Origin of the sequence: Verrucosispora sp. WMMD703 (genome assembly GCF_049178935.1) — a bacterium.
GTDB lineage: Bacteria > Actinomycetota > Actinomycetes > Mycobacteriales > Micromonosporaceae > Micromonospora > Micromonospora sediminimaris.
This window is the reverse complement of record NZ_JBMHMM010000004.1, coordinates 3431439-3455448: the sequence shown is the minus strand read 5'-3', so window position 1 is coordinate 3455448 and position 24010 is coordinate 3431439. Positions and strand designations below refer to the sequence as shown.

26 protein-coding genes are annotated in these 24010 nt (G+C 70.8%); 10 read left to right on the top strand and 16 right to left on the bottom strand.

Going from position 1 to position 24010, the window contains the following annotated elements; genetic code table 11:
• Nucleotides 1-152: 152 nt before the first annotated feature.
• Entirely contained in the window at nucleotides 153-1034 is an 882-nt protein-coding gene (locus tag ACN26Z_RS16340) for a helix-turn-helix domain-containing protein (RefSeq protein ID WP_373870614.1), read from the bottom strand.
• Nucleotides 1035-1172: 138 nt separating this feature from the next.
• On the bottom strand, nucleotides 1173-1412 hold the full coding sequence (locus ACN26Z_RS16335) for a DUF397 domain-containing protein (RefSeq protein WP_093402299.1): 240 nt from the start codon (nucleotides 1410-1412) through the stop codon (nucleotides 1173-1175).
• 255 nt (nucleotides 1413-1667) lie between these two features.
• Here ACN26Z_RS16335 and ACN26Z_RS16330 point away from each other — a divergent pair, with 255 nt between their 5' ends.
• Complete coding sequence (locus ACN26Z_RS16330) at nucleotides 1668-2315, top strand: GGDEF domain-containing protein (protein ID WP_421462077.1); 648 nt, start codon at nucleotides 1668-1670, stop codon at nucleotides 2313-2315.
• Between the two features lie 90 nt (nucleotides 2316-2405).
• Nucleotides 2406-3056 (top strand): flavodoxin family protein, encoded by a 651-nt coding sequence (locus ACN26Z_RS16325; protein WP_421462076.1) that lies wholly within the window; start codon nucleotides 2406-2408, stop codon nucleotides 3054-3056.
• Nucleotides 3057-3136: 80 nt separating this feature from the next.
• On the opposite strand, the gene ACN26Z_RS16320 is transcribed toward ACN26Z_RS16325, so the two are convergent.
• The gene (locus ACN26Z_RS16320; protein WP_307870907.1) at nucleotides 3137-3619 is read right to left on the bottom strand and encodes a type II toxin-antitoxin system PemK/MazF family toxin; all 483 of its coding nucleotides are present in this window, start codon (nucleotides 3617-3619) and stop codon (nucleotides 3137-3139) included.
• A gap of 77 nt (nucleotides 3620-3696) precedes the next feature.
• Nucleotides 3697-4053 (bottom strand): DUF2267 domain-containing protein, encoded by a 357-nt coding sequence (locus ACN26Z_RS16315; RefSeq protein WP_421462074.1) that lies wholly within the window; start codon nucleotides 4051-4053, stop codon nucleotides 3697-3699.
• 380 nt (nucleotides 4054-4433) lie between these two features.
• Here ACN26Z_RS16315 and ACN26Z_RS16310 point away from each other — a divergent pair, with 380 nt between their 5' ends.
• Complete coding sequence (locus tag ACN26Z_RS16310; RefSeq protein WP_282238548.1) at nucleotides 4434-4892, top strand: hypothetical protein; 459 nt, start codon at nucleotides 4434-4436, stop codon at nucleotides 4890-4892.
• Between the two features lie 17 nt (nucleotides 4893-4909).
• Here ACN26Z_RS16310 and ACN26Z_RS16305 read toward each other — a convergent pair whose 3' ends face one another.
• The 8 genes from ACN26Z_RS16305 to ACN26Z_RS16270 all read right to left on the bottom strand — a co-directional run bounded on the left by ACN26Z_RS16305 (nucleotide 4910) and on the right by ACN26Z_RS16270 (nucleotide 12591).
• Nucleotides 4910-5443, bottom strand: coding sequence for a hypothetical protein (locus ACN26Z_RS16305; RefSeq protein ID WP_421462071.1), 534 nt, complete (start codon nucleotides 5441-5443; stop codon nucleotides 4910-4912).
• Between the two features lie 2 nt (nucleotides 5444-5445).
• Entirely contained in the window at nucleotides 5446-6195 is a 750-nt protein-coding gene (locus tag ACN26Z_RS16300) for a winged helix-turn-helix transcriptional regulator (protein WP_093402293.1), read from the bottom strand.
• Nucleotides 6196-6374: 179 nt separating this feature from the next.
• On the bottom strand, nucleotides 6375-7238 hold the full coding sequence (pstB, locus tag ACN26Z_RS16295; RefSeq protein WP_281562765.1) for a phosphate ABC transporter ATP-binding protein PstB: 864 nt from the start codon (nucleotides 7236-7238) through the stop codon (nucleotides 6375-6377).
• 1 nt (nucleotide 7239) lies between these two features.
• Nucleotides 7240-8154 carry a phosphate ABC transporter permease PstA gene (gene pstA / locus ACN26Z_RS16290; RefSeq protein WP_282238549.1) on the bottom strand — a complete coding sequence of 305 codons (915 nt, stop codon included), beginning with the start codon at nucleotides 8152-8154 and terminating at the stop codon, nucleotides 7240-7242.
• A complete protein-coding gene (gene pstC / locus ACN26Z_RS16285) occupies nucleotides 8151-9143 on the bottom strand; it encodes a phosphate ABC transporter permease subunit PstC (protein ID WP_232511087.1) in 993 nt (330 codons plus the stop codon). Before pstC ends, pstA begins: the two co-directional genes overlap by 4 nt.
• 85 nt (nucleotides 9144-9228) lie before the next feature.
• On the bottom strand, nucleotides 9229-10305 hold the full coding sequence (pstS, locus tag ACN26Z_RS16280) for a phosphate ABC transporter substrate-binding protein PstS (protein ID WP_093402289.1): 1077 nt from the start codon (nucleotides 10303-10305) through the stop codon (nucleotides 9229-9231).
• A 214-nt stretch (nucleotides 10306-10519) separates the two neighbouring features.
• Entirely contained in the window at nucleotides 10520-11164 is a 645-nt protein-coding gene (gene phoU, locus ACN26Z_RS16275) for a phosphate signaling complex protein PhoU (RefSeq protein ID WP_421464659.1), read from the bottom strand.
• A gap of 140 nt (nucleotides 11165-11304) precedes the next feature.
• A complete protein-coding gene (locus ACN26Z_RS16270; RefSeq protein ID WP_421462069.1) occupies nucleotides 11305-12591 on the bottom strand; it encodes an MGH1-like glycoside hydrolase domain-containing protein in 1287 nt (428 codons plus the stop codon).
• A 179-nt stretch (nucleotides 12592-12770) separates the two neighbouring features.
• Here ACN26Z_RS16270 and ACN26Z_RS16265 point away from each other — a divergent pair, with 179 nt between their 5' ends.
• From ACN26Z_RS16265 to ACN26Z_RS16255, 3 genes are all read left to right on the top strand, one after another.
• A complete protein-coding gene (locus tag ACN26Z_RS16265; protein WP_421462067.1) occupies nucleotides 12771-13373 on the top strand; it encodes a class I SAM-dependent methyltransferase in 603 nt (200 codons plus the stop codon).
• Nucleotides 13374-13470: 97 nt separating this feature from the next.
• On the top strand, nucleotides 13471-15219 hold the full coding sequence (locus tag ACN26Z_RS16260; RefSeq protein ID WP_421462065.1) for an ABC transporter ATP-binding protein: 1749 nt from the start codon (nucleotides 13471-13473) through the stop codon (nucleotides 15217-15219).
• Nucleotides 15216-16958 carry an ABC transporter ATP-binding protein gene (locus ACN26Z_RS16255; protein WP_421462063.1) on the top strand — a complete coding sequence of 581 codons (1743 nt, stop codon included), beginning with the start codon at nucleotides 15216-15218 and terminating at the stop codon, nucleotides 16956-16958. Before ACN26Z_RS16260 ends, ACN26Z_RS16255 begins: the two co-directional genes overlap by 4 nt.
• A 216-nt stretch (nucleotides 16959-17174) precedes the next feature.
• Here ACN26Z_RS16255 and ACN26Z_RS16250 read toward each other — a convergent pair whose 3' ends face one another.
• The gene (locus ACN26Z_RS16250) at nucleotides 17175-17363 is read right to left on the bottom strand and encodes a hypothetical protein (protein WP_170863330.1); all 189 of its coding nucleotides are present in this window, start codon (nucleotides 17361-17363) and stop codon (nucleotides 17175-17177) included.
• 194 nt (nucleotides 17364-17557) lie between these two features.
• Here ACN26Z_RS16250 and ACN26Z_RS16245 point away from each other — a divergent pair, with 194 nt between their 5' ends.
• On the top strand, nucleotides 17558-18790 hold the full coding sequence (locus ACN26Z_RS16245; protein WP_421462061.1) for an MFS transporter: 1233 nt from the start codon (nucleotides 17558-17560) through the stop codon (nucleotides 18788-18790).
• Nucleotides 18791-18897: 107 nt separating this feature from the next.
• Complete coding sequence (locus tag ACN26Z_RS16240; protein ID WP_421462059.1) at nucleotides 18898-19419, top strand: AAA family ATPase; 522 nt, start codon at nucleotides 18898-18900, stop codon at nucleotides 19417-19419.
• A gap of 105 nt (nucleotides 19420-19524) precedes the next feature.
• Here ACN26Z_RS16240 and ACN26Z_RS16235 read toward each other — a convergent pair whose 3' ends face one another.
• Together ACN26Z_RS16235 and eccB are read right to left on the bottom strand one after the other, a co-directional pair.
• Nucleotides 19525-20100 carry a dihydrofolate reductase family protein gene (locus ACN26Z_RS16235; protein ID WP_093402281.1) on the bottom strand — a complete coding sequence of 192 codons (576 nt, stop codon included), beginning with the start codon at nucleotides 20098-20100 and terminating at the stop codon, nucleotides 19525-19527.
• 120 nt (nucleotides 20101-20220) lie between these two features.
• Nucleotides 20221-21597 carry a type VII secretion protein EccB gene (eccB, locus tag ACN26Z_RS16230; RefSeq protein ID WP_421462057.1) on the bottom strand — a complete coding sequence of 459 codons (1377 nt, stop codon included), beginning with the start codon at nucleotides 21595-21597 and terminating at the stop codon, nucleotides 20221-20223.
• Between the two features lie 113 nt (nucleotides 21598-21710).
• Between eccB and ACN26Z_RS16225 the strand changes: the two genes are divergently transcribed.
• Together ACN26Z_RS16225 and ACN26Z_RS16220 are read left to right on the top strand one after the other, a co-directional pair.
• Nucleotides 21711-22430, top strand: a complete 720-nt coding sequence (locus ACN26Z_RS16225; RefSeq protein ID WP_421462055.1) for a spermidine synthase — start codon at nucleotides 21711-21713, stop codon at nucleotides 22428-22430.
• Between the two features lie 36 nt (nucleotides 22431-22466).
• Nucleotides 22467-22709, top strand: a complete 243-nt coding sequence (locus ACN26Z_RS16220; protein WP_421464744.1) for a hypothetical protein — start codon at nucleotides 22467-22469, stop codon at nucleotides 22707-22709.
• A 139-nt stretch (nucleotides 22710-22848) separates the two neighbouring features.
• On the opposite strand, the gene ACN26Z_RS16215 is transcribed toward ACN26Z_RS16220, so the two are convergent.
• Nucleotides 22849-24006 carry a fatty acid desaturase family protein gene (locus ACN26Z_RS16215; RefSeq protein ID WP_421462053.1) on the bottom strand — a complete coding sequence of 386 codons (1158 nt, stop codon included), beginning with the start codon at nucleotides 24004-24006 and terminating at the stop codon, nucleotides 22849-22851.
• Between the last annotated feature and the right edge of the window lie 4 nt (nucleotides 24007-24010).

The window sequence follows — 24010 nt, the reverse complement described above, 5'->3', positions numbered from 1 at the left end:
CCAGACCATAACCCCCGCACCCCCACACCCGTCAACCCCATCCCCGGCCCTCGACGTGTTGATCACGAAATTCCCGTCCGGGCAAGCGCTTGCCAGCAGCGGTAGCCCCATGATCAGCGCGGAGGGGCGTGGGAAGGGTGAAGGTGTGGTGGTCAGCTGGGGTCGAGGTCGGCGATCATTCGTTCGAGGATCTCCGGCGTACGCTCCGGCGGCTCGGCCTCGACGCAGAGGCGTTCCATGGCGACCGCGTAGAAGTCGAGGTCTTCGCGCTTGTCCAGGTAGATGGCGCTGGTCAGCTGCTCGATGTAAACGATGTCAGGCAGGTCCTGATCACCGAAGCGCAGAATCGTGAAGGCTCCCCCGGCGGCGGCATGCCCACCGGCGGCGAACGGGATCACCTGAAGCCGCACGTTCGGCGTACGCGTCGCCTTGAGCAGTGCCTCCAGTTGACCGCGCATTACCTGGGGGCCACCGATCGGCCGGCGCAGCGCCGCCTCGTCGACGACCGCCCACAGGCGCGGTGGGCGCGGCCGGGACAGTAGTTCCTGTCGGCGCATCCGCAGATCCACCCGACGGTCGATCTCGTCGGGACCGGCCGTGCTGTGGCCGAGCAGCACCACGGCTCGGGCGTACTCCGGAGTCTGCAACAGACCCGGGACGAACTGGACCTCGTAGCTACGGATGAGGGCGGCCGCCGCCTCCAGGCCGAGGTACGACTGGAACCACGACGGCAGGACGTCGCCGTACCGGTGCCACCAGCCCGGATTGTTCGCGTCCCGGGCCAGTTTGAGCAACGCGGCTCGCTCCTGCTCGGCGGTGACGCCGTAGAGCGTGAGCAGATCGGCCACGTCGCGCTCCTTGAAGCCGACCCGACCCAGCTCCATCCGGCTGATCTTCGACTCGGAGGATCGAATCTCCCAGCCGGCGTTCTCCCGGGTGACGCCCCGCGACTCCCGCAGCCGTCGCAGTTGTGCACCCAGCAGCATCCGCAGCACGGTCGGGCCGGCCGCCGGACCCTCCTCGGCGGAAACCATGGTCACCTACCGTCCTCCGCATGCCGTCAGCGGCCGAACCGGTGGACCGACTCGACCGACGTGTAAGCATGCCATGAACCGTCAGTGAGGTGAACCGCCCATCCCGTGCGAGACGAATCCCGTCGATGGGATGCGGGGTCAGCCGATCAGGTGATCGAAGTCACCGTCCCGGGCACCGAGCACGAACGCGGCGATCTCGTCCACCGTGTAGATCAGCGCGGGTCCGTCCGGGTGCCGGGAGTTACGCAGGGCGATGCCCGCCCCACCGGGCAGCTCCGCCAGCTCGACACAGTTCCCACTGGGATTGCTGCGCCGACTCTTCTGCCAGGCAAGGGGAGGCAAGTGGTTGACGGAAACACCGTTGGGCGGCTGCTGCATGAGGGGCTTCTGTTCTCTCCGATTGGCGCCGGTGCCGTGGGAGGAGCGGTAGCGGCTTGACGGGCGGTGTCGGCTCGTTATGCACGTGCATCTGCTATTGCATCTGCAATGGACACCGGGGATGATAACGCACGTGCGTGATGCCTACCTGCTCACGTTCTGTCCCGCGAACCTGACAACCATCAGGGGAAACGAGGTGTCTGGCAGCGTCGGCCGATCGGTGCCCGACGTGTGTCGCGGAGAAGGGAGATGGTGGTGCCGGATCCGCTGACCGTCGCGTCCGGCATCTGCGCCGCAGGAGCGTTGCTCTCCTCCTGGCAACTGGGACGCCGGGCCGTGCGGGCGGAGGCGGAGATCGGGCGTCTTCAGGCGGAACTCACCGCCGAGCGGCACGCCGCCAGCCACGACCCGCTTACCGGTCTACCGAACCGGCGGGCCTTCTACCGGCTCGCCGCGACGCTGCTCACCGACCGCTCCGGCTGCCACCTGATCGCCGTGGTCCTCGACATCGACGACTTCAAGCAGATCAACGACCGGTACGGACACGCCGCAGGCGATCAGGTGCTGGTGAGCGTCGCCGAACGACTGGCCACCTTCGCCGGTGACAACCTGGTGGCCCGCCTCGGCGGTGACGAGTTCGCCGGGCTGCTGACCAGCCCGACCCTCGACCGACGGTGGATCGACCACGCGACCCGGCGGCTGTACGACATGCTGGCCGCCCCGATCCCGATGGGTGCCGTCACCCTCCGGGTGACCGCCTCGGTCGGTCTGGCACCCGTGCAGGACAGCCAGCTCACCGAGGCGCTCAACCGCGCCGACGCGGCGATGTACGAGGCCAAGGCGCTCGGCAGTGGCCGAACGGGCCGGGCCCTGCGCGACACCGCGTACCTCGCCGAGTGCTGACGCCACCCCGGTTGCGGCCCCGGCCCGGGCGTCACCGGTCCACAGGTGGGTACTCCGCCGGGATCAGGCTCGTACGGCGGAGGGAAGATCATGGCGGACATCCGGGCGTTGATCCTCAACTGCACCCTCAAACGCTCCCCTGCCCGGTCCAGCTCCGAGGTGCTGGGCCGGGAGGTGCTCGACGCTCTCGGCGAGCAGGGGGTCACCGGCGAACTGATCCGGGTGGTGGACCACGACGTTCGCTTCGGTGTCTCCACCGACGAGGGGAATGGCGACGCCTGGCCGCAGATCCGCGCGAAGCTGATGGCCGCGCAGATCCTCGTGATCGCCACGCCGATCTGGCTCGGCCAGCCGTCGAGCGTGTGCAAGATGGTCCTGGAGCGGCTCGACGCCGAGCTCAGCGAGACCGACGACCAGGGCCGGCTGCTCACCTACGGCAAGGTCGGCGGGGTGGCGGTGGTCGGCAACGAGGACGGCGCGCACCACACGATCGGGCAGGTGCAGCAGGCGCTCAACGAGGTCGGCTTCACCTGCCCGGCGGCCGGCGCGACGTACTGGGTCGGCGAGGCACTGCACAAGACCGACTACATCGACGCGCGCCCCAAGCCCGACACCACCGGTCGGACGACGAAGGCGCTGGCGCTCAACAGCGCCCACCTGGCGCGGCTGCTCGCCGAACAGCCGTACCCGCCGCCGGACGCCCGCGACGCCGCGGTCGACCCGGCCCAGCGGTCCGGCTGAGGCCAGCGGTCCCACGGCGCACGTCACCGGCGCCGCAGCGCACGCCACCGGCTCCGTGCGGAACCGCCGGGACCGGTCGGTCAGCGCCAGCCGTACCCGGCGCGCAGGGCCTGACCCACCCGGTCGAACCGGGCCCGGTCCAGGACCGCGCCTTCCCGCCGGATGCTGTCCTCCCGCATGGTCAGTACCCGGTCCAGGCGCACCCAGCTCGGCCGCCGGTCACGGTCCCAGTCGCCCGGCCCCAGGGCCAGCCAGTGCCGGTCGCCGTGGCGGTCCTGCTGGCTGGAGAGCATCAGCCCGAACAGCGTCCGGCTGTGCCGGCCCACCACCAGCACCGGCCGGTCCTTGCCCTGGCGAGGGTCGTCCTCGTAGGACACCCAGGTCCAGACGATCTCCCCCGGATCGGCCTGGCCGTCGGGCTCCGGGGCGTACGACAACTCGCGGCGCTGCAACGCGCTGACCTGACGCGGTCGCGCGAGCCGTGCCGGGGACGGACCGGCCGCGCGCGGCCTCGGGATGACCGCGCCGACACGGGACGCCATGCTCCTGAACAGACCTGCCACGGCGGCAGCCTATCCGCTGCCACCGGTCCCCCGGCCGGCAGGGAGCGCGCCGCGAGCCGCCGAGTGCCGGCCGCGCCTCATCCGACGATCGGGTCACTGCCACCGCCGGCCGCATGCAGTCGCGTCACCATCTCCTGGAACTCGCCGACGGTCACCGTCTCGCGCAGGGTGGCGAACACGGCCGCGGCCCCGGCGGCCGCCGTACCCTCGTCGACTCCGGCCCGCTCACCGACCCGGCGGAGGAAGTCCGCCGGCTCGCCCGGCGACACCGCGTCGGTCAGCTCGGTCGGCAGGTACCCGGTCGGGTCGGTCGGCGGTGCGCCGGTCATCCGCTCCACGACGGTCTGTAGCACCGCGCGCGCGACGCTGGCCGCGGGTTCGGACGCCAGCCCGGATCGACGGGACACCGCGGCGACGAACAGCGGAAACCGCACGGCGCCCTCCTGTCGTCAGCGCCGCGCTGGTTACCCCCGCCGACACCTGACAAACGCCTGCCCCGGGTGCTCGGGGTGGTCCCGTGCGGTGACCGGGCGGGCCCGCCAGGAACCGACCAGGTGCGAGGCCGGCGGGACGAGCGCCGCCCGGAGGTCCCTCGGCCGCCGGGTACGGCTCGCACGCACACGTCGCGCCCCCGTTCGCCACCACGTGTGCCTGCCCGAAAGACCATGCTGGCAACCCGCCGGGCCGGAGCTGTCCGGCCGCTGGGGTTGCCAGGCGAATGCCATCGTACGCGTACAGTTAGGAGTCCTGTCAATGCTGGATGCCATGTCCAGCCCTCGTGTAAATATGGTGTTCCGCCGTGCGAGGAGCCTCCATGCCTGAGGAGCCGCACCACCCCGGCGAAACCTTCGCCGAGCGTCTCGACTGGCTGTTCCGAACCACCTCGGACCCGACCGGCAAGCCGTACAGCGTCCGCCATGTCGCCGCCGAGTTGACCCGGCGCGGCTGCCGCATCTCCCACACCCATCTCAACAACCTGCGCCAGGGACGAGCACCGGACCCACGGCGATCCGTGGTGGAGGCGATAGCCGCCTTCTTCGATCGTCCGCCCTCGTTCTTCACCGGTCGACCGATCGATCGGGAGCTACCCGACGACGACCTCGTCCAGCTGCTTGCCGACCCGTACCTCCGGCAGGTGGCCCGGCGGCTGGTCGACGCCCGCCTGTCGCCGGAGGGACACGCCGTCGTGGTGGCGGTGATCGAGCAGGTCCGCCGGCTGGAGGCCGCGGCCGGAAACCGATGCGCCGCGGCCACCCACGTCGCCGGGAGGTGAATCACGCCGCCGGCTGGTCACAGGTCCGGCTGCGCGCCGACTTTCCCGGCTGTCTCGGGGCCGCGATGCTGTGCCTCGCGCCAACGTGCGGCGCGGACCCGGTCCATCGTGTAGCACAGCTCCCGAGGGGACTCCGGCCGCCCGGGCATTCGGTCGAACGGGAACCCCCGACCGGCGTAGTCGTAGTGGGCCTTGAGCAGCCGGGTCAACCCCGCCATCGCACCGATGATCTTCTTGCGGGGCCGTCCCGTAGCCTCGGCCAGGTCTGCCACCGTGAACAGCCGCTCCGGATCGGCGGCGAGCGCGTCGAGCACGGCCGCGACCGTCCGATGGGTGGCGCTGTGCCCCTGGCTGAGCCGACGCAGATCCTCGACCGTCCAGTCCGACTCCGCCGGATGGGGCGTCGGGTCGGCCCGCCGACGGGGCACCGGCCCCACCCGGTGCCGGGCGTCGAGGTCGGCCAGCAGCCGGGCCACGTGCGGGACGTACGCCAGCGGGACCGCCACCAGCACCATCCCCTCCGTCGGTGTGCCCGACGGCAGCGCCGGCATGTTCACGACGTCGTCGGCGTTGCCGTGGCCTGGGCGGGCACGAACCGGTAGCCCAGGCCGCGTACGGTCACGATCATCGGCGCCTGGTCGCCGTCCAGCGCCAGTCGCCGACGCAGCCGTTTGATGTGCACGGTCAGGGTGTTCGACGTGTCGTCGGAGATGCCACCCCAGACGGCGGCGAGCAGTTGTTCGCGGGTGACCGTCCGCTCCGCGTGCGTCATGAAGAAGTAGAGCAGCCGGAACTCCTTCAAGGGCAGGGCCACCGTCCGGCCGTCCAGACTCACCTCGAACGTCGCCGGGTCCACCCGCAACCCGCCCAGTTCGATGGGTGGATCGAGGGCACCGGAGGTCTCCGGGCGGATGGCCCGCAGGAGCGGCAGTACCTCCTCGGGCCGGTAGGGACGCCGGACGCAGGCCGTGGCACCGGCCTTGAGCGCGGCGGCGGCCACCCCACCGTCCTCGTCGCCGACCCCGACCACCGTGGGGATGCCGGCCCGACTGGCGAGCAGCCGCACCAACTCGGTGCAGCTCATCGTGGACAGACCGGCGGCGACCACGGCCGCGTCCGGTTGCAGTGCCCCGGCGGCCAGCAGCGCCTCGGCGGCGTGCGCGAAGTGGTGGCCGCGTACCCGGTGGTCGGCCAGCTGGGCGACCAACGCGGCACCGACGCTCTCGTCGTCGTCCACCACGAGCAGCACGAAACGCCCGTCGGATCGATGGTCACCCCTGGTGGCCTCGACGAGATTGTTCATCGCACACCGGCTCCGGTTCAGTTCAGGCCCGCCGCGACACCCTCGGTCGCGCAGGGCGATCCCCCGCACTACAGGTCGGCGACGGTCGGCCGGACGCGGCTGGGCTCACGACGAGCCAGCCACTCCCGGTGGGTCACCCTTGCCCAACGGCGACCCACCGCCGACCGTCGCGTTCGGCCTCAGCCGAAGCGACCGGTGATGTAGTCCTCCGTACGCTTGTCGGCGGGGTTGGTGAACAACTTGCCGGTCTGGCTGAATTCGACGAGCCGCCCGTGCCGCTCCTGCGCCTCGTCCACCTCGGCGGTGAAGAACGCGGTGTAGTGGCTGACCCGGGCCGCCTGCTGCATGTTGTGGGTGACGATGACGATGGTGTAGTCGTTCGTCAGCTCGAAGATCAGATCCTCGATCTTCGCCGTGGCGATCGGGTCGAGGGCCGAGCAGGGCTCGTCCATCAGGATCACCTCGGGCTTGACGGCGATCGTCCGGGCGATGCAGAGCCGCTGCTGCTGGCCGCCGGAGAGCGCCAGAGCGCTCTTGCGCAGCTTGTCCTTGACCTCGTCCCAGAGCGCGGCCTTGGTCAGGGCCTCCTCGACGTGGTCGTCGAGGCGACCCTTGATGCCGTTGATCCGCAACCCGTACGCCACGTTGTCGTAGATGGACTTGGGGAACGGGTTGGGCTTCTGGAACACCATGCCGATGCGGCGGCGCACCTGGATCGGGTCGACGTCCTTGGCGTACAGGTCCTGGCCGTGGAAGAGGACGTCGCCGCTGACCCGGGCACCCGGGATCGGGTCGTTCATCCGGTTGAGCGCCCGCAGCACCGTCGACTTGCCGCAGCCGGAGGGCCCGATCATCGCGGTGACCTGGTTCTGCTGGATCGGCATCGTGGTGCCGCGGACCGCCTCGTAGCTGCCGTAGTAGACGCTCACGTCGCGCAACTGCATCACGGACGCGTTGGCGGACTCCGCGCCGGAGACGGTGGTGCCGGGAGCGTGCACCGCCACGGACGGGCGGGTGGTGAGGTTGGTGTCGTTGCTGGCCATGTCAGCGCTCCTTGATGGCGAACCGGCTGGAGATGAATCGGGCGATGATCGTGAAGCCGAGCACGATCACGATGAGCGTCAGCGCCGCACCCCAGGCCCGGTCCTGTGCGGCCGGGAAGGGCTGGCTGGCATTACGGAAGATCTGCGCCGGCAACGCCGTGTTGGAACCGTCGAAGAGGTTCCAGTTGGGCGAGAAGACGATGCCGGTGACGATGATGATCGGGGCGGTCTCACCGGCCGCACGGGCCACGGCCAGCAGCGAGCCGCTGGTGATCCCCGAGATCGCCGCCGGCAGCACCACGGTCAGGGTGGTCTTCCACTTGCGGGCACCGAGCGCCATGCTCGCCTGCCGCAGCTCGTCGGGGACCAGCCGGAGCATCTCCTCGCTGCTCCGGATGACCACCGGCAACATCAGACAGGCCAACGCCAGCGCGCCGGCGAAGCCGGTCTGCTCACCGACGAGCAGCACCCAGGAGATGTAGATGAACAGGCCCATCACGATCGACGGCACGCCGGTCATCACGTCGGACATCAGCCGGATGACCCGGGCCAACGGCCGCTGCTTGCCGTACTCGTTGAGGTAGATCGCGCCGAAGACGCCGAGCGGGATCGCCATCAGGGCGGCCATCCCGGTGATGAGCAACGTGCCGACGATCGCCGGGCCCATCCCACCACCTTCGCGGCGGTAGGAGTTTGGGATGTCCTCGTTCAGGAACGACAGGCTCATCACCCCACCGCCCTTGGCGATGACGGTGTAGGTCACCAGCGCCAGCGGGATGACGGCGAGCAGCACGGCGACCCAGATGGCCGCCGTGGCGAGATGGTTGGTGAACCGGCGGCGGCCGGAGAGCGCCGCCCGGGTCAGGTCGGGCCCGCCGGCGGCCGGCCGGGCGGCGGGTGGTGCGGTGAGAGTCACGCGACGCTTCCCTTCATCCGGGCCTCGGCCCGACGGACGACCACCTGGGCGAGCACGTTGATCAGCACCGTCATCGCGAACAGCACCACGCCGAGACCGATCAGCGCGGCAGTGAAGGTGCCGGTGGACTCGCCGAACTGCTGCACGATGACGGCGGCCATCGAGTTGCCGGGGGCGAACAGGTTGGCGGTGATGTTGGTGGCGCCGCCAATGACCAGCGCGACCGCGATCGTCTCGCCCATCGCCCGGCCCAGGCCGAGCATCACCGCGCCGACCACCCCGCCGAAGCTGTGTGGGAAGACCGCGCCCCGGATCATCTCCCAGCGGGTCGCGCCCAGGGCGAGGGCGGCGTCCTTGTCGGCACGCGGCACCGTGCTGAACACCTCGCGGGTGATCGAGGTGATGATCGGCGTGACCATGATCGCGAGAATCAGGCCGGCGGTCATGAAGTTGCGGCCGCTGCCCACCGGGCCGAAGAGGCGGCCGAGCAGCGGGATGCCGCCGAAGACGTCATGCATCCACTGGTAGATCGGGACCAGGGCGGGTGCCACGACCAGGATGCCCCAGAGCCCGAAGACCACCGACGGCACGGCGGCCAGCAGATCGATCACGGTCACCGCGGGGCCGCGCAGCCGGCGCGGGGCCAGCTCGGTGAGGAACAGCGCGATGCCGACCGAGACCGGCACCGCGAACAGCAGCGCGATCAGCGACGAGACCGCGGTGCCGTACGCGAACGACAGCGCGCCGAAGATGGCGTCGCCGGTGGCCGGGTTCGGGTCCCAGACCCGCTCGGTGATGAAGCGCAGGCCCATCGCGTCGAACGCCGGCCAGGCCTCCCGGACGGTGGTGATGAGGATCAGCCCGAGGATGGCCAGCACCAGCAGGCCGGTGCCGAGCGTCCACCAGGAGAAGACGCGGTCGCCGAGGGCACTGCTGCCGCGCTGGGTCAACGTCGGCTTGGCGGCGGGGGGATTGTTCGTCAAGGTCATCTTCACTCCAGCTCAGGTACCCCGCTAGGGACGGGATCGACGTGATCCCGTCCCCAGCCGGAACGCCCTAGCGATCTTGATTTGATCAGCCCTGGATCTTCTCGACCTGGGCCAGCGCCTTCTCCTTGAGCGAGGCCGGCAGCGGTGCGAAGTCGACCTCCTCGGCCAGTTCCTGGCCGTCGTTGAGCAGGTAGGTGAGGAAGCCCTTGACCAGCGCGGCCTTGTTCGCGTCGTCGTAGGACGTCTTGACGATGATGAACGTCGGCGCGGTGATCGGATAGGCGGAGGCACCGGCGGCGTTGAGCGGGTTGTAGCTCAGGTCCTCGGCGACCTCGGCACCTTCCAGGCCGGCGGTGGTGCCCTCCAGGGACGGCTCGACGAACTGGCCGTCCTTGTTCTTGATGGCGGCGAACTTCAGGCCGGTCGCCTTGGCGTCGCTCAGGTCGACGTACCCGACGGCGCCGTTGGTCTGCTTGACGATCTGCGCGACACCGGTGTTCTTCTCGCCACCCTGGGTGCTGGCCGGCCAGGCCACCGTGTCACCGCTGCCCAGCTTCCAGGTGCCCGCCGCCGCGGCGTCGAGGTACTTGGTGAAGTTGCTGGTGGTGCCGGAACCGTCCGAACGGTGCGCGACGGTGATCGGCGTGTTGGGCAGCTCGACACCCGGGTTGTCGGCCTTGACGGCCGCGTCGTCCCAGGTCTTGATGTCGGTCTGGAAGATCTTGGCGAGCGTCTCCGGGCTGAGCTGGAGCTTGTCGACGCCCTCAAGGTTGTAGGAGACCGTGATCGGGGCCGCCACCGTCGGCACGTACATGAACGAACCGGCGGTCACGCCGTCGGTGTCCTTCACCAGGCTGTCGGTGCCGGCGAAGTCGACCAGGCCCTCACCGAACTGCTTCTTGCCGGTGCCGGATCCGGTCGCGTTGTAGGTGACCGTCACGTCGGATGCCTCGGCCTTGAAGGCCTCGACGACCTCTTGGTAGTAAGCGTCCGGGAAGCTGGCGCCCGACGCCTTCAACTCGCCGGACAGGTCGGCGTAGGCGCCGTCGCCGCCACTGCCGCCCGGCTCCGAGCTGTTGTCGTTGCTACCACAGCCGGTAAGCGCGAGCGCGGCAAGCGCGACGCCGGCAAGGACGCGCCGCGAAAGCACGTTGCGGTTCACCAGGTAAGCCTCTCTATCGGGGTGCATCAGCCCGTCCGGGCCGTACGCGAGTCAAGCTAGGAGGCCCAGGTAGCCGGACTCCCGGACCCAGGTGAACGAAAAATGAACTTGCCGGCTCGGTGATGGCCACCTGGGAGTCGGGATGTGAAGTTGCGGACGCGCCGTACCGGATGTCCGGAATCTGGGGCCCGCCGGCTGCCCTACGGGTGCCGCGTCAGAGCCGGATGGTGCCGGTCACCAGGTAGACGACCTGACGGGCGACGTTCACCGCCTGGTCGGCGTAGCGCTCGTAGTAGCGGCCGAGCAGGGCCAGGTCGATCGCGGACTCCACCCCGTAGGGCCAGCCGGAGACGAGCAGTGACAGCAGGCGTTCCTGGGCGGCGTCGACCTCGTCGTCGTCCAGCCCGAGCTGCATCGCGTCGAGCCGGTCCCGGGTGGCCAGCACGACCGCGCACTTGTCCGCCACCCGCGCCGCCGCCTCGGCCAGCGCCGTCATCACCGGCATCGCCGGCTCCGGGACCACCCCGACCGGGTGCCGGCGCAGCGCCACCTTCGCGACGTGCACCGCGAGGTCACCCATCCGTTCCAGGGCACCGGCCATCCGCAGCGCGCACACCACCAGGCGCAGGTCCGAGGCGACCGGCTGGTGCCGTACCAGCACCTCGGGGATCATCGCCTCCACCTCGGCCCGCCGGGCGTCCAGCACAGTGTCACCGGCGAGCACCCTCTCGGCCGCGTCCCGGTCCACCTCCAGCAGCGCGGTGCTGGCCCCCCGGATCGCCGAGCCGGCGTCCCGACTCATCAACGCCAGGACGCCGGTGAGCCGGTCGAGCTGCTCGTCGAAGCTGTCCCGGCTCATTGCGCGTCCCTCCAGTCGGGTCACCCGGTCACGGTGCCGCCCGGGACCGGCGCGGCAGCCGGCCGATCCTGGACAGCAACCTACCTGCCCCCGGGCAGCGCCACCCCGGGCAGGGCACCGGCAGGGTCCCGCCGCACCGGTCAGTCGGCCAGCACGTCCAGCAGCAGGGCCGCCGTCCAGCTGAACGCTGGTGAGCCCAGGCCGACACCGGTGTCCGGGTGGAAGTACTCGTGGCAACCGGCCGCCGCGACCAGGTCGATCATCGAGGAACGCAGCCCGGCCGCCAACCGGTCGTGTCCGTGCCTCAGCAGTCCATGCCGGATCAGCCAGGTGATGTTCATCCAGCTCGGGCCGCGCCAGTAGCGCAGCGGCTCGAAGTCGGTTGCGGTGCGGTCGTGGCTGGGCAGTGGCCGGGGCATCCGGGCGGCGAGGCCGAAGCGGGCCGAGCGTGCCTCGGCGAGCACCGCGTCGACCTGTCGCACCGGCAGGCCGGGCAGGATCAACGGGGTCAGGCCGAGCACCGTACGGGCCGGCGTCAATCGGCCGGTACGCAGGTCACGCGGGTGGAAGGTGCCGCTGACCGGGTCGTACAGCCGGGTCACCACGGCCTCGGTGATGGCGACGGCCCGCTCCCGGTGCGGGCCCGGGTCGACGCCGATCACCTCGGCGATGCCGGCGAGCGCCACCTCCGACGCGCCCATGGCCGCGTTGAACAGCGGACACTCGACCAGGAACGGATGCCGGTCGGCCAGGCCGTCGTCGCGGTAGCCGTCCGCCCGGTACGCGGTGACCATGGTGACGTACCGCGCGTAGTCCAGGTCGGTGGGTCGGTGGGCGGGATCGGCGTGCACGGTGTCGCGCCGCCGGTACGCGCGCATCACCGCCGCCTCCGCCGGCACCGCGGACATCGGCCCGTCCCAGGCCGGGCTGTTGTCCAGTCCGGACTCCCACGGGTGCACGATGCTGACCAACCCGGCGCCACCGACATCGCGACAGGTCGCGAGGTAGCGCTGCTGCGCCACCAGGCGCGGATAGAGCCGTCGCAACGCGGCGCGGCCCGCCTCCGACGGCACGCGACGGTACGCGTGCCAGGCGGCCAACGCGTGCACGGGCGGCTGCACCAGGCCGGAGGTGGCCACCGGCGGTGTTCCCTCGACGGTGTTCGACGACCAGAACCCGGGGCCGGGAAAGTAGGCGCCGCCGGCCACCGCCGGGTTGAACACGATGTGCGGCACCCGGCCGTCGCGCCACTGGGCGCGGAACAGGCTGTCCAGCTCCGACCAGGTGCGGTCGGGGCGGAGATGGGCCCAGCCGATCGCGATGAAGGCCGAGTCCCAGCTCCACTGGTGCGGGTACAGGGTGCGCGACGGCACCGTGTGTCCGCCCGCCCAATTTCCGTCGAGGGTGGCGCGGGCCACCCCCCACATTCGGCCATGCTCACCGGCAGCGTCAGTGCCCAGAGCCGGGCCCGGCCCGGCCGGCGGAACAGTTCGGTTCACCATGAGTCACGACATGGTAGCGCGCGAGTTGGGCTCCGGACACCTGCCGTTGGTCCTGTTCCGGTGGTCCGACGGCTGCCCCGAGCCGGTCCGGATACGGTGCAGACATGACCAACAGGACCCGATGGGCCACCGACACCGGTCCCGAGCACTCGCAGTGGTACGTCAACCGGTTCCGGCAGTTGGCGGCCGAAGGGGCGGATCTGGCGGGTGAGGCCCGACTGCTCGACACGCTGGTGCCGCCGGCCTCCCGGATCCTCGACGCCGGCTGCGGCACCGGTCGGGTCGGCGCCGAGTTGGCGGCGCGTGGTCACACGGTGGTCGGGGTGGACGCGGACCCGGTGCTGATCGACGCGGCCCGGGCCGACCACCCCGCGCCCCGTTGGCTCGTCGCAGATCTGGCCGAGTTGGACCTCGCGGCGGCCGGCGAGAGCGAGCCGTTCGACGCGGCGGTCCTCGCCGGCAACGTGATGGCCTTCGTCGCCGCCGGCACCGAACGCCAGGTGCTCAGCCGGGTCGCCGCGCACCTGTGCCCGGACGGCGTGGTCGCGGTCGGATTCGGCACCGACCGGGGGTATCCACTCACCGACTTCGACGCCGACGCGATCGGCGCCGGACTGCGTCTGGAACACCGCTTCGCCACCTGGGACCTGCGCCCGTGGCGCGACGACGCGGACTTCGCCGTCACCATCCTGCGCCGTCCCACCTGATCGCCGCTCCCCCGCCGTCCGCCATCCGCCGCGTCGACGCCCGAACCGGCTGATATTGACGTGGAAGCGTCACCGCGCCTCACCGTAGCCTGAACCGATGCCCCCACAGCTCCCGCACGCCGAGCCGGGCACGCCGGACACGAGGGGGCCACTGAGGTACATCTGGTGGCTGGTCCGCTGCCAGCCGTGGCGGGTGCTACGCGGCGGTCTCATCGGCACGGCCTGGATGCTCGGGTTGTCGGCCCGGCCGTACCTCGTCGCCCGCGCCATCGACGACGGACTGCGCGCCGCGGATCACCGGGCGCTGCTGTGGTGGGTGGCCGCGATCGTCGTCGCCGGGATGGCCTTGGCCTACCTGGGCATCATGCGGCACCGCACGATGACGTTCGTCCGGGAGGATGCGTCGGCCCGGTCCGCCGCGGTCCTGTTGCGTCACCTGTCCCGGATCGGTGCCGTGCTGCCCCGCAGACTCGCCGCCGGGGAGGTCGCCACCGTGGGCGGTGCCGACATCATCCACACCTCGGCGGTGCTGACCATGACCGGGCCGGGCGTCGGGGCCGTCCTCGCGTACGTCTTCGTCGCCTTTCTCCTGTGGTCGGTGTCCCCGTTGCTTGCAGTGTTCGTGCTGCTCGGTGTGCCGGCGGTGGTGCTGCTCGTCGGGCCGCTGCTGCGCCGCCTCGAACGGGTCGAGTCGGTCTACCGGCACCAGCAGGGTCTGCTAACCACTCGGGCCGCCGACATCGTGGCCGGGCTGCGGGTGCTCGCCGGGGTCGGTGGGCGGGGACTGTTCGCCCGTCGGTACACGGCCCGCTCGCAGCGGCTACTGGCGGAGGGGTACCGGGTCGGGGCCATGAACAGCTGGATCGAGGCGCTGACAATCGCCATCCCGGGGCTGTTCCTGGCCGCCGTGGTGTGGCTGGCGGCGCGGATGGCCTCGGCCGGTGACATCACCATCGGGCAGATGGTGGCCGTGTACGGGTACGTGGCGGTGCTCATCGTGCCGGTGTGGTTCCTGCTCGAAGGTGGCCACCAGCTGATCCGGGGGCGGGTCGCCGCCCGCCGGATCGTCGCGCTGCTCAACCTGAGGCCGGACGTGGCCGGCCCGCCGTCGCCGGTCGGCGGGCCGCCTCGACCCGCCCCGGACGGGCCCGCCGACCTGCACGATCCCGACACCGGGCTGACCGTACCCGCCGGGCGGCTGCTTGCCGTTGCCGCCGACGACCCGGCCGAGTCCATCGCCTTGGCCGACCGCCTCGGGCGGTTCGTCGCCAGCGAGGTGACCTGGGGTGGCGTACCGCTGACCAGCATCGCGCTGGACGAGGTGCGGGCCCGGATCCTCGTCGCCGACCACGACTCCTACCTCTTTGCCGGGACACTGCGCGAGATCCTGCACGTCCGGGCCGACCTCGACGACACCGACCTACGGACGGCCCTGTGGACGGCGTCGGCGGAGGATGTGGTCGACGCCCATCCGGAGGGGCTCGCGATGCCGATCGGCACGCGGGCCCGAACCCTCTCCGGCGGCCAGCGACAACGCGTACGCCTGGCCCGCGCTCTGCTCGCCGAGCCGGACGTGCTGATCCTCGTCGACCCGACCTCGGCGGTGGACGCGCACACCGAGGCGCGCATCGCGCAGCGACTCCGCGCGGCGCGGGCCGAACGTACGACAGTCGTGCTGACCACCTCACCGCTGCTGCTCGGTCATGCCGACCTGGTCGCCCACCTGCGCCACGGCCGGATCACTGCTGCCGGCAGTCACGTCGAGCTGCTCGAACAGGCACCGAGCTACCGGGCCCTGGTGTCCCGGGACAACGAGGTCGCCGACGCTGACGGGTCGCTGCGGTGAGCGGACTGCCCGTCGCGGACCGGCAGGTCGTCCGCCGTGCGGCGCTGGGCCTCGTCGCCGTGGACCGCCGCGCCGTCGCCGTGATGCTGGTGCTGCACAGCGCCGCAGCGGTCGCCGGGCTCGCCACGCCGTGGCTGGTGGGCAGGATCGTGGACGAGGTCGCGGCCGGTGCCGGCGTCGCCGCCGTGGACCGCCTGGCGCTCGCGATCGGCGGCTGCGTGTTGGCGCACGGGCTGCTCACCCGGTACGCCCAGTACACCGGTCACCGGTTCGGCGAGCGTGCCGTCGCCCGGCTGCGCGAGGGGTTCGTCGCCCGTACGCTCGACCTGCCCATCGCCGTGGTCGAGCGCGCCGGCACCGGCGAACTGGCCACCCGCAGCTCGGTGGACGTGACGACGGTCGGGAGCACCGTCCGGGACGTGGTGCCCGTCATGGTCATCGCCTCGACCCAGCTGACGCTGCTCTTCGGTGCGATCTTCCTGCTGCATCCGCTGCTCGGTCTGGCCGCCCTGACCGGGCTTCCGTCGATCGTCGCGGTCACCCGCTGGTACCTGCGTCGCGCCAGGCCGGCGTACCTTGCCGAAGGGGCCGCGACCGCCGAGCTGACCGAGGCGTTGACCACCACCGCGGAGGGCGCCCGCACCGTCGAGGCGCTCCGCCTCGGCGCCGACCGCACCGCGTACGGCCGGCAGCGCATCGGCCGGGTGTGGGCCACCCGCCGGGCGACCCTGGCGCTGCGATCGGTCTTCTTCCCGGTGGTGGAGGCGAGCTACGCGCTCCCGATCGCGGTGGTGCTGCTGTTCGGCGGTCTACTGCTGGACCGTGGCATGGTGAGCCTCGGCGAGGTGGTGGCGGCGGCGCTCTACCTGCAACAGGCGATCGAGCCGCTGGACCGGCTGCTGCAATGGATGGAGCAGGCCCAACGCGGTCTCGCCTCGTTCGCCCGCGTACTCGGTGTCGGCCAGCAGGCCGAAAGCGCCGCCGCCCCGCGACCACGCGTCCCGGCGCCCGCTCGTTCTGGGCGGCTCGTCGTGCGCGGCGCCCGGTTCTCGTACGCCGACGGTCCCGACGTGCTGCGCGGGATCGATCTGGTGGTGCACCCTGGCGAACGTCTCGCCATCGTCGGCCCTTCGGGGGCGGGAAAGTCCACTCTCGCCCGGCTGCTCGCCGGAATCGACGTGCCGCGCGAGGGGGTGGTGAGCCTCGACGGCGTCGCGGTCACCGACCTCGACCCGGCCGAGCGGCGCCGCCGGATCGCCCTGGTCACCCAGGAGCACCACGTCTTCATCGGTACGCTGCGCGACAATCTCGCCTTCGCCGCACCGGACGCGTCCGACGAACAGATGCGCGACGCACTTGTCGCGGTGAGCGCCGACTGGTACGCCGACCTGCCCGACGGGCTCGACACGCAACTCGGCGACGGTGCCCGTGAACTCGGTGCCGCCGACGCTCAACAGCTCGCGCTGGCCCGGCTGGTGCTCGCCGACCCGCACACCCTGATCCTCGACGAGGCGACGGCCGCGCTCGACCCGACGACCGCGCGGCGCACTGAGCGGGCCCTCGCCGCCGTGGTCAACGGGCGTACCGTCATCGCCATCGCGCACCGGCTCAACACCGCGCACGACGCCGACCGGGTGGCGGTGCTGGAGGACGGCCGGATCACCGAACTCGGCAGCCACCACGAACTCGTCCGCGCCGGTGGCGCCTACGCCGCCCTCTGGCGCTCCTGGCACGGCTGAAACCGTCTTGCACGGCCGCCTCGTCACCCCCGATCAGGCTCGACGCCGAGCAACACCGCAGGCTGTTTCGATATTCTTCTAGGTTGACATATCTCTAATCAAGGGGCAGTCTCTGCTTCGAAGGTTGTCGAGACAGAGCCGCGGTGCAGGGACATGCGTACGCCGCATCCTGATCATCCTGCGGCCATCGAGAGGAGTTCGAATGAGCAACAACACTCAAGCTGTCGGATCCACCGACCACCCAGCCACCGCTTCCGGTTCCTGCTGCGGCAGCCCCGCCCGGCCGGCGGACACGACCCTCCCGCTCACCGGCGAGACGCCGACCACCAGTCCCTGCTGCGGCTCGACGGCGGCCGCCCAGGCTGCCGGTTCCTGCTGCGATGCCAACGCCAAGGCCGCCGCCATCAGCGCAGGACAGGGATGTTGCGGATGACACGGGTCGGGTCCGAGGATCCGTTCGGACAGGTCCGCCCGGGCGGTGCGGCGACCCCGGTCTCGTCCATCGCCGGCGACGGTCGCCCGGGACGACCAGCCGCAGCCACCGTCTTCAGGCACGACGCCCAGGTGACGTCCCTGGTCGGCCCCGGTTGCACCGGCTGATGACCACCTCCACGGTGGTGTCCGCCGATCCGAGAGCCGACGGACACCACCCGTGGCGCATGGTCGCCGCCCTCGCCATCACCTCCACGGTGGGCTACGGCACGCTGTACTACGCCTACGCCGTCCTCCTCAGGCCCATGGCCACCAGCCTCGACACGTCCACCACCGCCGTCACCGGTGCGCTGACCACAAGCGTCCTCGCCGGGGCCCTGATGGCCATACCCGTCGGCAGATGGCTCGACCGGCACGGCGGACGCGTCCTCATGACCGCAGGCTCGATCACCGCCACCGCCCTGCTGGTCGCCTGGTCCCAGGTCCAGACCGTCGGACAGCTGTACGCCGTGATGACGGGCATCGGAATCGTCAGCGCGATGGTCCTCTACGAACCCGCCTTCGCCGTCATCGTCTCCTGCTTCTCCCCCGACCGACGCCCCACCGCCCTGCTCGCAGTCACCATCGTCGCCGGTTTCGCCAGCACCATCTTCATGCCCCTCACCGGCCACCTGGTCGCTCACCTCGGTTGGCGCGCCGCACTGCTCACGCTCGCCGCCATCCACGGCCTGGTGACCGTGCCGCTGCTCTCCCTCACAATCCCGCCGCCCACCGCGTCCACGCCCACCGCGCATCCGGACCGCGGCCAGCGACGGGCGGCGGCCAGCAGGGCCACCCACGACCCGCGATTCTGGATCCTCACCGCCGCCCTCGTCGCCCACGGCGCCGCGACCAGCATCATCGCCGTCCACCTCGTCGGCTACCTCACCAGCCGCGGCCACCCTGCCACCTTCGCCGCCACCACCACCGGCCTCCTGGGCGTCCTGTCCGTCACCGGCAGACTCGTCCTCACCGCCGCCCGACGCCGCTTCGCGGTCACCACAATCGTCGCCACGGTCTTCGCCATCCAGGCCGCCGCCATCCTCGCTCTACCTTTCGCCGGAGACAGCCGGATCGGGGCGGTCATCACCGTTACCGGATTCGGCATCGGGTTCGGCATCGCCCATCTCGCCGTCCCGGCCCTGCTCACCGGCCGCTACGGCACCACCGCCTACGCAACCATCGCTGGACGACTTGCCGCCCCCGTCACCATCGCCAGAGCCACCGCACCGCTCGGTGCCGCCGCGATCCTGCACACCGGCGGTGGATACCTTCTCGTACTCGCCGCCGTGGCCCTCTGCTGCGTCCTCGCCGCCGCCGGAATGCTCGTCAGAGCCGGCACCGCGACGCCGCCCACTTGAGCTGCGCCTACCCGGACCGGGACGCTTCCGCCTGTCCCAGTCGGCGCCGGGCCGTCAGGGTCGTACGCGCCCCACCTGATCGTCGCCGTGGTGGGAGCATCCTCGGCATGATTGTCTGGATCAACGGTGCCTTCGGCGTCGGCAAGACGACCACGGCGGGCCTGCTCGTGGAGCGGCTCCCGGATGCCAAGGTCTTCGACCCTGAGTACGTCGGTTACCTGCTGACCCGGTTCGTCACCTCGCCGACCGGGGACTTCCAGGATCTTCCACTGTGGCGTCACCTCGTCGTCGAGACGATGAGCGGCCTCGCCCGGGAGTATCCGCACCCCTGGATCGCGCCGATGAGCCTCATCAACCCCGTGTACCGCGAGCAAATTCTCGACGGTATCCGCGCGGACGGCGTCGAGGTGCACGAAGTCGTGCTCACCCTCCCCGAGGAGCAGTTGCGCGTCCGCATCGATGCCGACCAGTTGGATGTCGCTGCCCGCCAGTGGCGACACGACCATGTTGCCCGGGCGCTCAGCACCTTCGCCGACGTGACCGGCGCTCATCTCGTCGACGCGTCCCAGCCGCCCGACCAGGTGGCCGACGCCGTCGCCATGAGCATCAGGTCCGCGCCCAGCCACTGACCGGCTTCGGCTGTGGGTACATCTGTTGTCGTCGGAGCGACAACAGATGTACCCACCACGGTCAGGCGGGACGGTGCCGCACCACCGGCCGGGCCGGTCGGCTGATCAACGAACGACGTCGTAGACCAGCTTCTGGATGCCGTTGGCGTAGGACTCGCTCTCGATGAGCTTGAGGTTCTGCTTGTCCCGGTCGGTGTCGGAGAACAGCCGCTTGCCCGCGCCGAGCAGCACCGGAAAGACCAGCAGGTGGTAACGGTCGATCAGGCCGGCGTCGGAGAGGTTGCGGTTCAGCGTGGCGCTGCCGTGGATGCTGATCGGGCCGCCCTCGGTCTGCTTGAGCGCGGCGACGTCGTCAAGCGACCGGAGAATGACGATCTCCCCCCAGTTGGACACCAGGTCCTGCTCCTTGAGGGTGGTCGACACGACGTACTTCGGCATGGCGTTGTAGCCGGCGAACTCGACGGTCATCTCCGGCCAGACCGGGGCGAACGCCTGGTAGCTGACCCGCCCCATCATCATCGCGGTGGCCTCGTCCTGCTCACGGCCCTTGATCTCGTAGGCGGCCTCGTCGAACGCGATGTCGTTGAAGGTCCAGCCCGAGTTGCGGTAGCCCGGTTCTCCGCCGGGTGCCTCGACGACGCCGTCGAGCGAGACGAACGCGGTGGCGATCAGGGTACGCATCTGGTTGCTCCTTGAGGTCGGTCTGACGTGCTGTCGTCAGTGCGACGAGCGAGGGTCGCCGGATTCGACAACCCACGCCGAAAAATTTCCTACCACTTCCGCGGCGCGAGTCCGAGCAGGTCAGGCGGGGGCGGCGCGCTGGCGGGCCACACTCGGGTCGAGCGAGGCGCCAGCGGGTACGAGGCTGACCACGCCTGCGGGCAGCCGGACGGGTCGCACGTCCGCGTAGCCGAGCATGCCGGTCACCTCGGGGCCGGCGAGCGCGTACCGGCGGCCGAGGTCGGTCACCACGGAGATCGCGCCGCCGGTGGCGCCCGGCGTGGCGACCGATTCGACGACCGCGCCCCGCCCCGGCTCCACCAGCACGTGGTCAGCGGTCGTGGAGTCGGCCGACTGTTCCGGCGTCGAGGCCGGCGTCGGCAGTTCCACACCCCGCCGCACCTCGACCGCACCGGTGTCGTCAGCCACCCGCACGCAGATCGTCGACGGTTCCGGCGTGGCCAGCCGGGGCGGAGCAACCGGCGGCGCGTCGGGCCCGGCGGGGACGAGATCGGGCAGCTGGGGCAGGGCGGCGAACCGGCCGAGGCTGATCTGCTCCGGCGCCCGCTGACCGGTACGGGCGAGCAGCAGACCGGCCTGTAGCTCGGTGATGCCGGCGAGCCCGTCGCGCAGCACCACCGCGTACTGCCGCCCGCCGCCGGAGTTGCTCACCACCAGCACGTCACCAATCCGAGCCTCGGCGACCCGGGTGGACCGCCGACCCAGGTCGGGCGGGTCCAGTGGGGCCAGGTCGAGACCGGCCGGCACCGAGTTGAGCAGCGCGGCGGCCACCGGTACGGACCGGGAACGGGTGGTCACCAACGCGGCCAGCACCCGGTCGGTGTCCCGGATCAGGTGCCGCTGCTGGTGCCAGAGCAGGTGCAGCCGGCCGTCGGGGTCACGCAGCAGCAGTGCGTCCCGGCCCAGCGGCCGGCCGCCGGTGCCGCCGGTGCCCACCAGCAGCACCGACCGTGCCGCCGCTGCCGGCTCGGTCGGGGGCACCGAACAGACCGACCACGGTGCGGTGGCCAGCCGGGCCGCCGGGGGCAGCGAGTCGGGAGCGTCGCGGATACCCAACGGCGATCCCCTCGGCACCCCGTCGATCGACCGCCGGGACACCAGTACGGTCTTCGGCCGCTGCGTGCCGACGATGAGCAGCGCGGAGGCGTAGTTGAGCACCGGGTGCAACTTCTCCTCCCGGTAGACGAACCGGGCACCGGACTCCTTCTCCACGATCACCACGCCAGTGTCGCGCCACTTCGCGCCGCCGCCGGTGAAGAGGCCGTAGAGGGCGGCAGCACCCAGCCCGATGACCGCCACCAGGACGCCGGCCATCCCGGCTCCGGCAAGCCGCCGCATCGGGGACTGCGCCGGGTCGGTCTCCCGCGTCACCAGCGCGGCCACCGTCCGCTGGAGGGTGAACTGGTACGAGTGCAGCTGATCCTGCCGCGACGGCATCGCTTTTCCCCTCCGGCGAGACGAACGGGGCACAGGATATGCGCTGCGTCGATGTCCCGGGGACCGAGCGTCACGCCGCTCGTGGCAGTTCACCGGCCGGTAGCATGCCGGCGGTGAGCGTACGTTTCGAGGAACTGGCCTGGCGACCGACACCCATCGGCGAGATCAGTCTGCGCCGGCGTCGCGATCCCCGGCTCGACCTGGATGTGTACGAGGTCAAGCTCGACGACGAGTTCCTGATGTCGAGCCTGTTCACCGCCGGTGAGATCGAGTTGGCCCGGTTGGGGTTGGCGCCGCTGGCCGGTGACCGCCTCGACGTCGTCGTCGGCGGGCTGGGCCTCGGCTACACCGCCCGCACCGCTCTGGCGAACGACCGGGTCGCCTCCCTGCTGGTGGTGGAGGCCATCGAGGACGTCATCGACTGGCACCGGCGCGGCCTGCTGCCGTTCGCCGCCGGGCTGGCCACGGACCCGCGTACCCGGCTGGTGCGGGCCGACTTCTTCGCCCGGGTGGCCGGCCCGGACGGCCTCGACCCCGACGACGCCGGGCGTCGTTTCCATGCGGTGCTGCTGGACGTCGACCACTCCCCCCGGCACCCGCTGCACCCGAGTCACGCCGCCTTCTACCGGCCGGACGGGTTGCGCCGCCTGGCGCGGCTGCTGCATCCGGGCGGGGTGTTCGCCCTCTGGTCGGACGATCCACCGGACCCGGACTTCGAAGCCGACCTGGCCGCCGTGTTTCCCACCCACCACAGCCACGTGGTGCGGTTCGCCAACCCGCTGACCGGCGGCACGTCGGCCAACACCGTCTACCTGGGCAAACTTGCCGACTGAACCGGGTCGCCCACTCGCACAGACGGCATGATGCGGGTGGAAACGGGTAGCCGGACCGGCAACCGCGCCCGGACCGGCCGGGCGGCCGGGTGGGAGGTGGAGATGCGTGCCCTGCTCTGGGTGGTCGGCGTCGTCGCCGGGGCGCTGGTCCTGCTCGGGCTGCTTCTGGAAGCGGTCCGCTGGCTGGTCATCATCGGCCTCATCGCGCTCGCCGCGGTGATCGTGCTGGCCTTCGTCAAGGGCCGCCAGTCCGCCCACAACTACCCCAACCGCCGCTGACCGACCCACTCCCACCCCGCCCACCAACGCTGCGGTGGGCAACTTCAGGGCTGTTGCTGGGTCAGCGGGGCCTCCAGGCAGCAACAACCCCGAAGTTGTCCGAAAACGGCGGCGGCGGGACGAAGTCGTGGCGCGGCGGTCAGGCGGCGACGAGTTCCCTGGTGGAGTGGTCGGTGGAGTCGTCGAGTGGGATGGCGGGGGCCGCCGGCTGGCGACGGTTCGGCAGCGCGAGCCGGAAGACCTTCTTCCACGCGGAGAAGACCTGCCGGGGCAGCGAGCCGGTGGTGTACTTCAGCCCGTACCTGTCGAACAGCGCCCGGATCTCCGGCGCGATCTCCTGGTAGCGGTTGCTCGGCAGGTCGGGGAAGAGGTGGTGCTCGATCTGGAATGACAGGTTGCCGGTCATGATGTGCATCAGCCGGCTGCCGCTGATGTTGGCCGAGCCCAGCATCTGCCGCACGTACCACTCCCCCCGGGTCTCGCCCTCGATCGAGGTCTTCTCGAAGGTCTCCACCCCCTCCGGGAAGTGCCCGCACATGATCACTGAGTGGCTCCAGAGGTTACGGATCAGGTTCGCGGTGAAGTTGGCGGCCAGGGTGTGCAGGAACGACGGGCCGGACAGCACCGGGAACAGCAGGTAGTCCTTGAGGAACTGGCGGCGGATCTTCCGGCCGACCGCGCGGACCCGGCGCCGGAACTCGGGGTCCTTGTGGCCCCCGTTCTTCAGCTTGTTGCCCAGGTCGAGGTCGTACGCGGCGATGCCGTACTCGAAGAAGCAGGCGTTGAGGAAGTTGTAGAGCGGCTGCCCGAGGTGAGCCGGGTGCCAGGGCTGGTCCTCGTCGACCCGCATGATGCCGTAGCCGAGGTCGTTGTCCTTGCCGACCACGTTGGTGTACCGGTGGTGCAGCTCGTTGTGCGACTGCTTCCACTGGTCGGCCGGGGCGACGTGGTCCCACTCCCAGCTGGTCGAGTGGATCTTCGGATCACGCATCCAGTCCCACTGGCCGTGCAGGACGTTGTGCCCGATCTCCATGTTCTCCAGGATCTTCGCCACCGACAGCCCGGCGGTGCCGACGATCCAGGCCGGCGGGAACAGCGAGAACAGCAGCACCACCCGGCTGCTGATCTCCAGCTTCCGCTGCGTCGAAATGACCTTGCGGATGTACGCGGCGTCCCGTTCGCCCCGGGAGGCGATCACCCGTTCCCGGATGGCGTCGAGTTCCTTGCCGAGAGTCTCGATGTCCTCGGCGGTGAGGTGGGCGATCGGGTTGTCGGCCTTTTTCTGGATCACGGTCATGTCG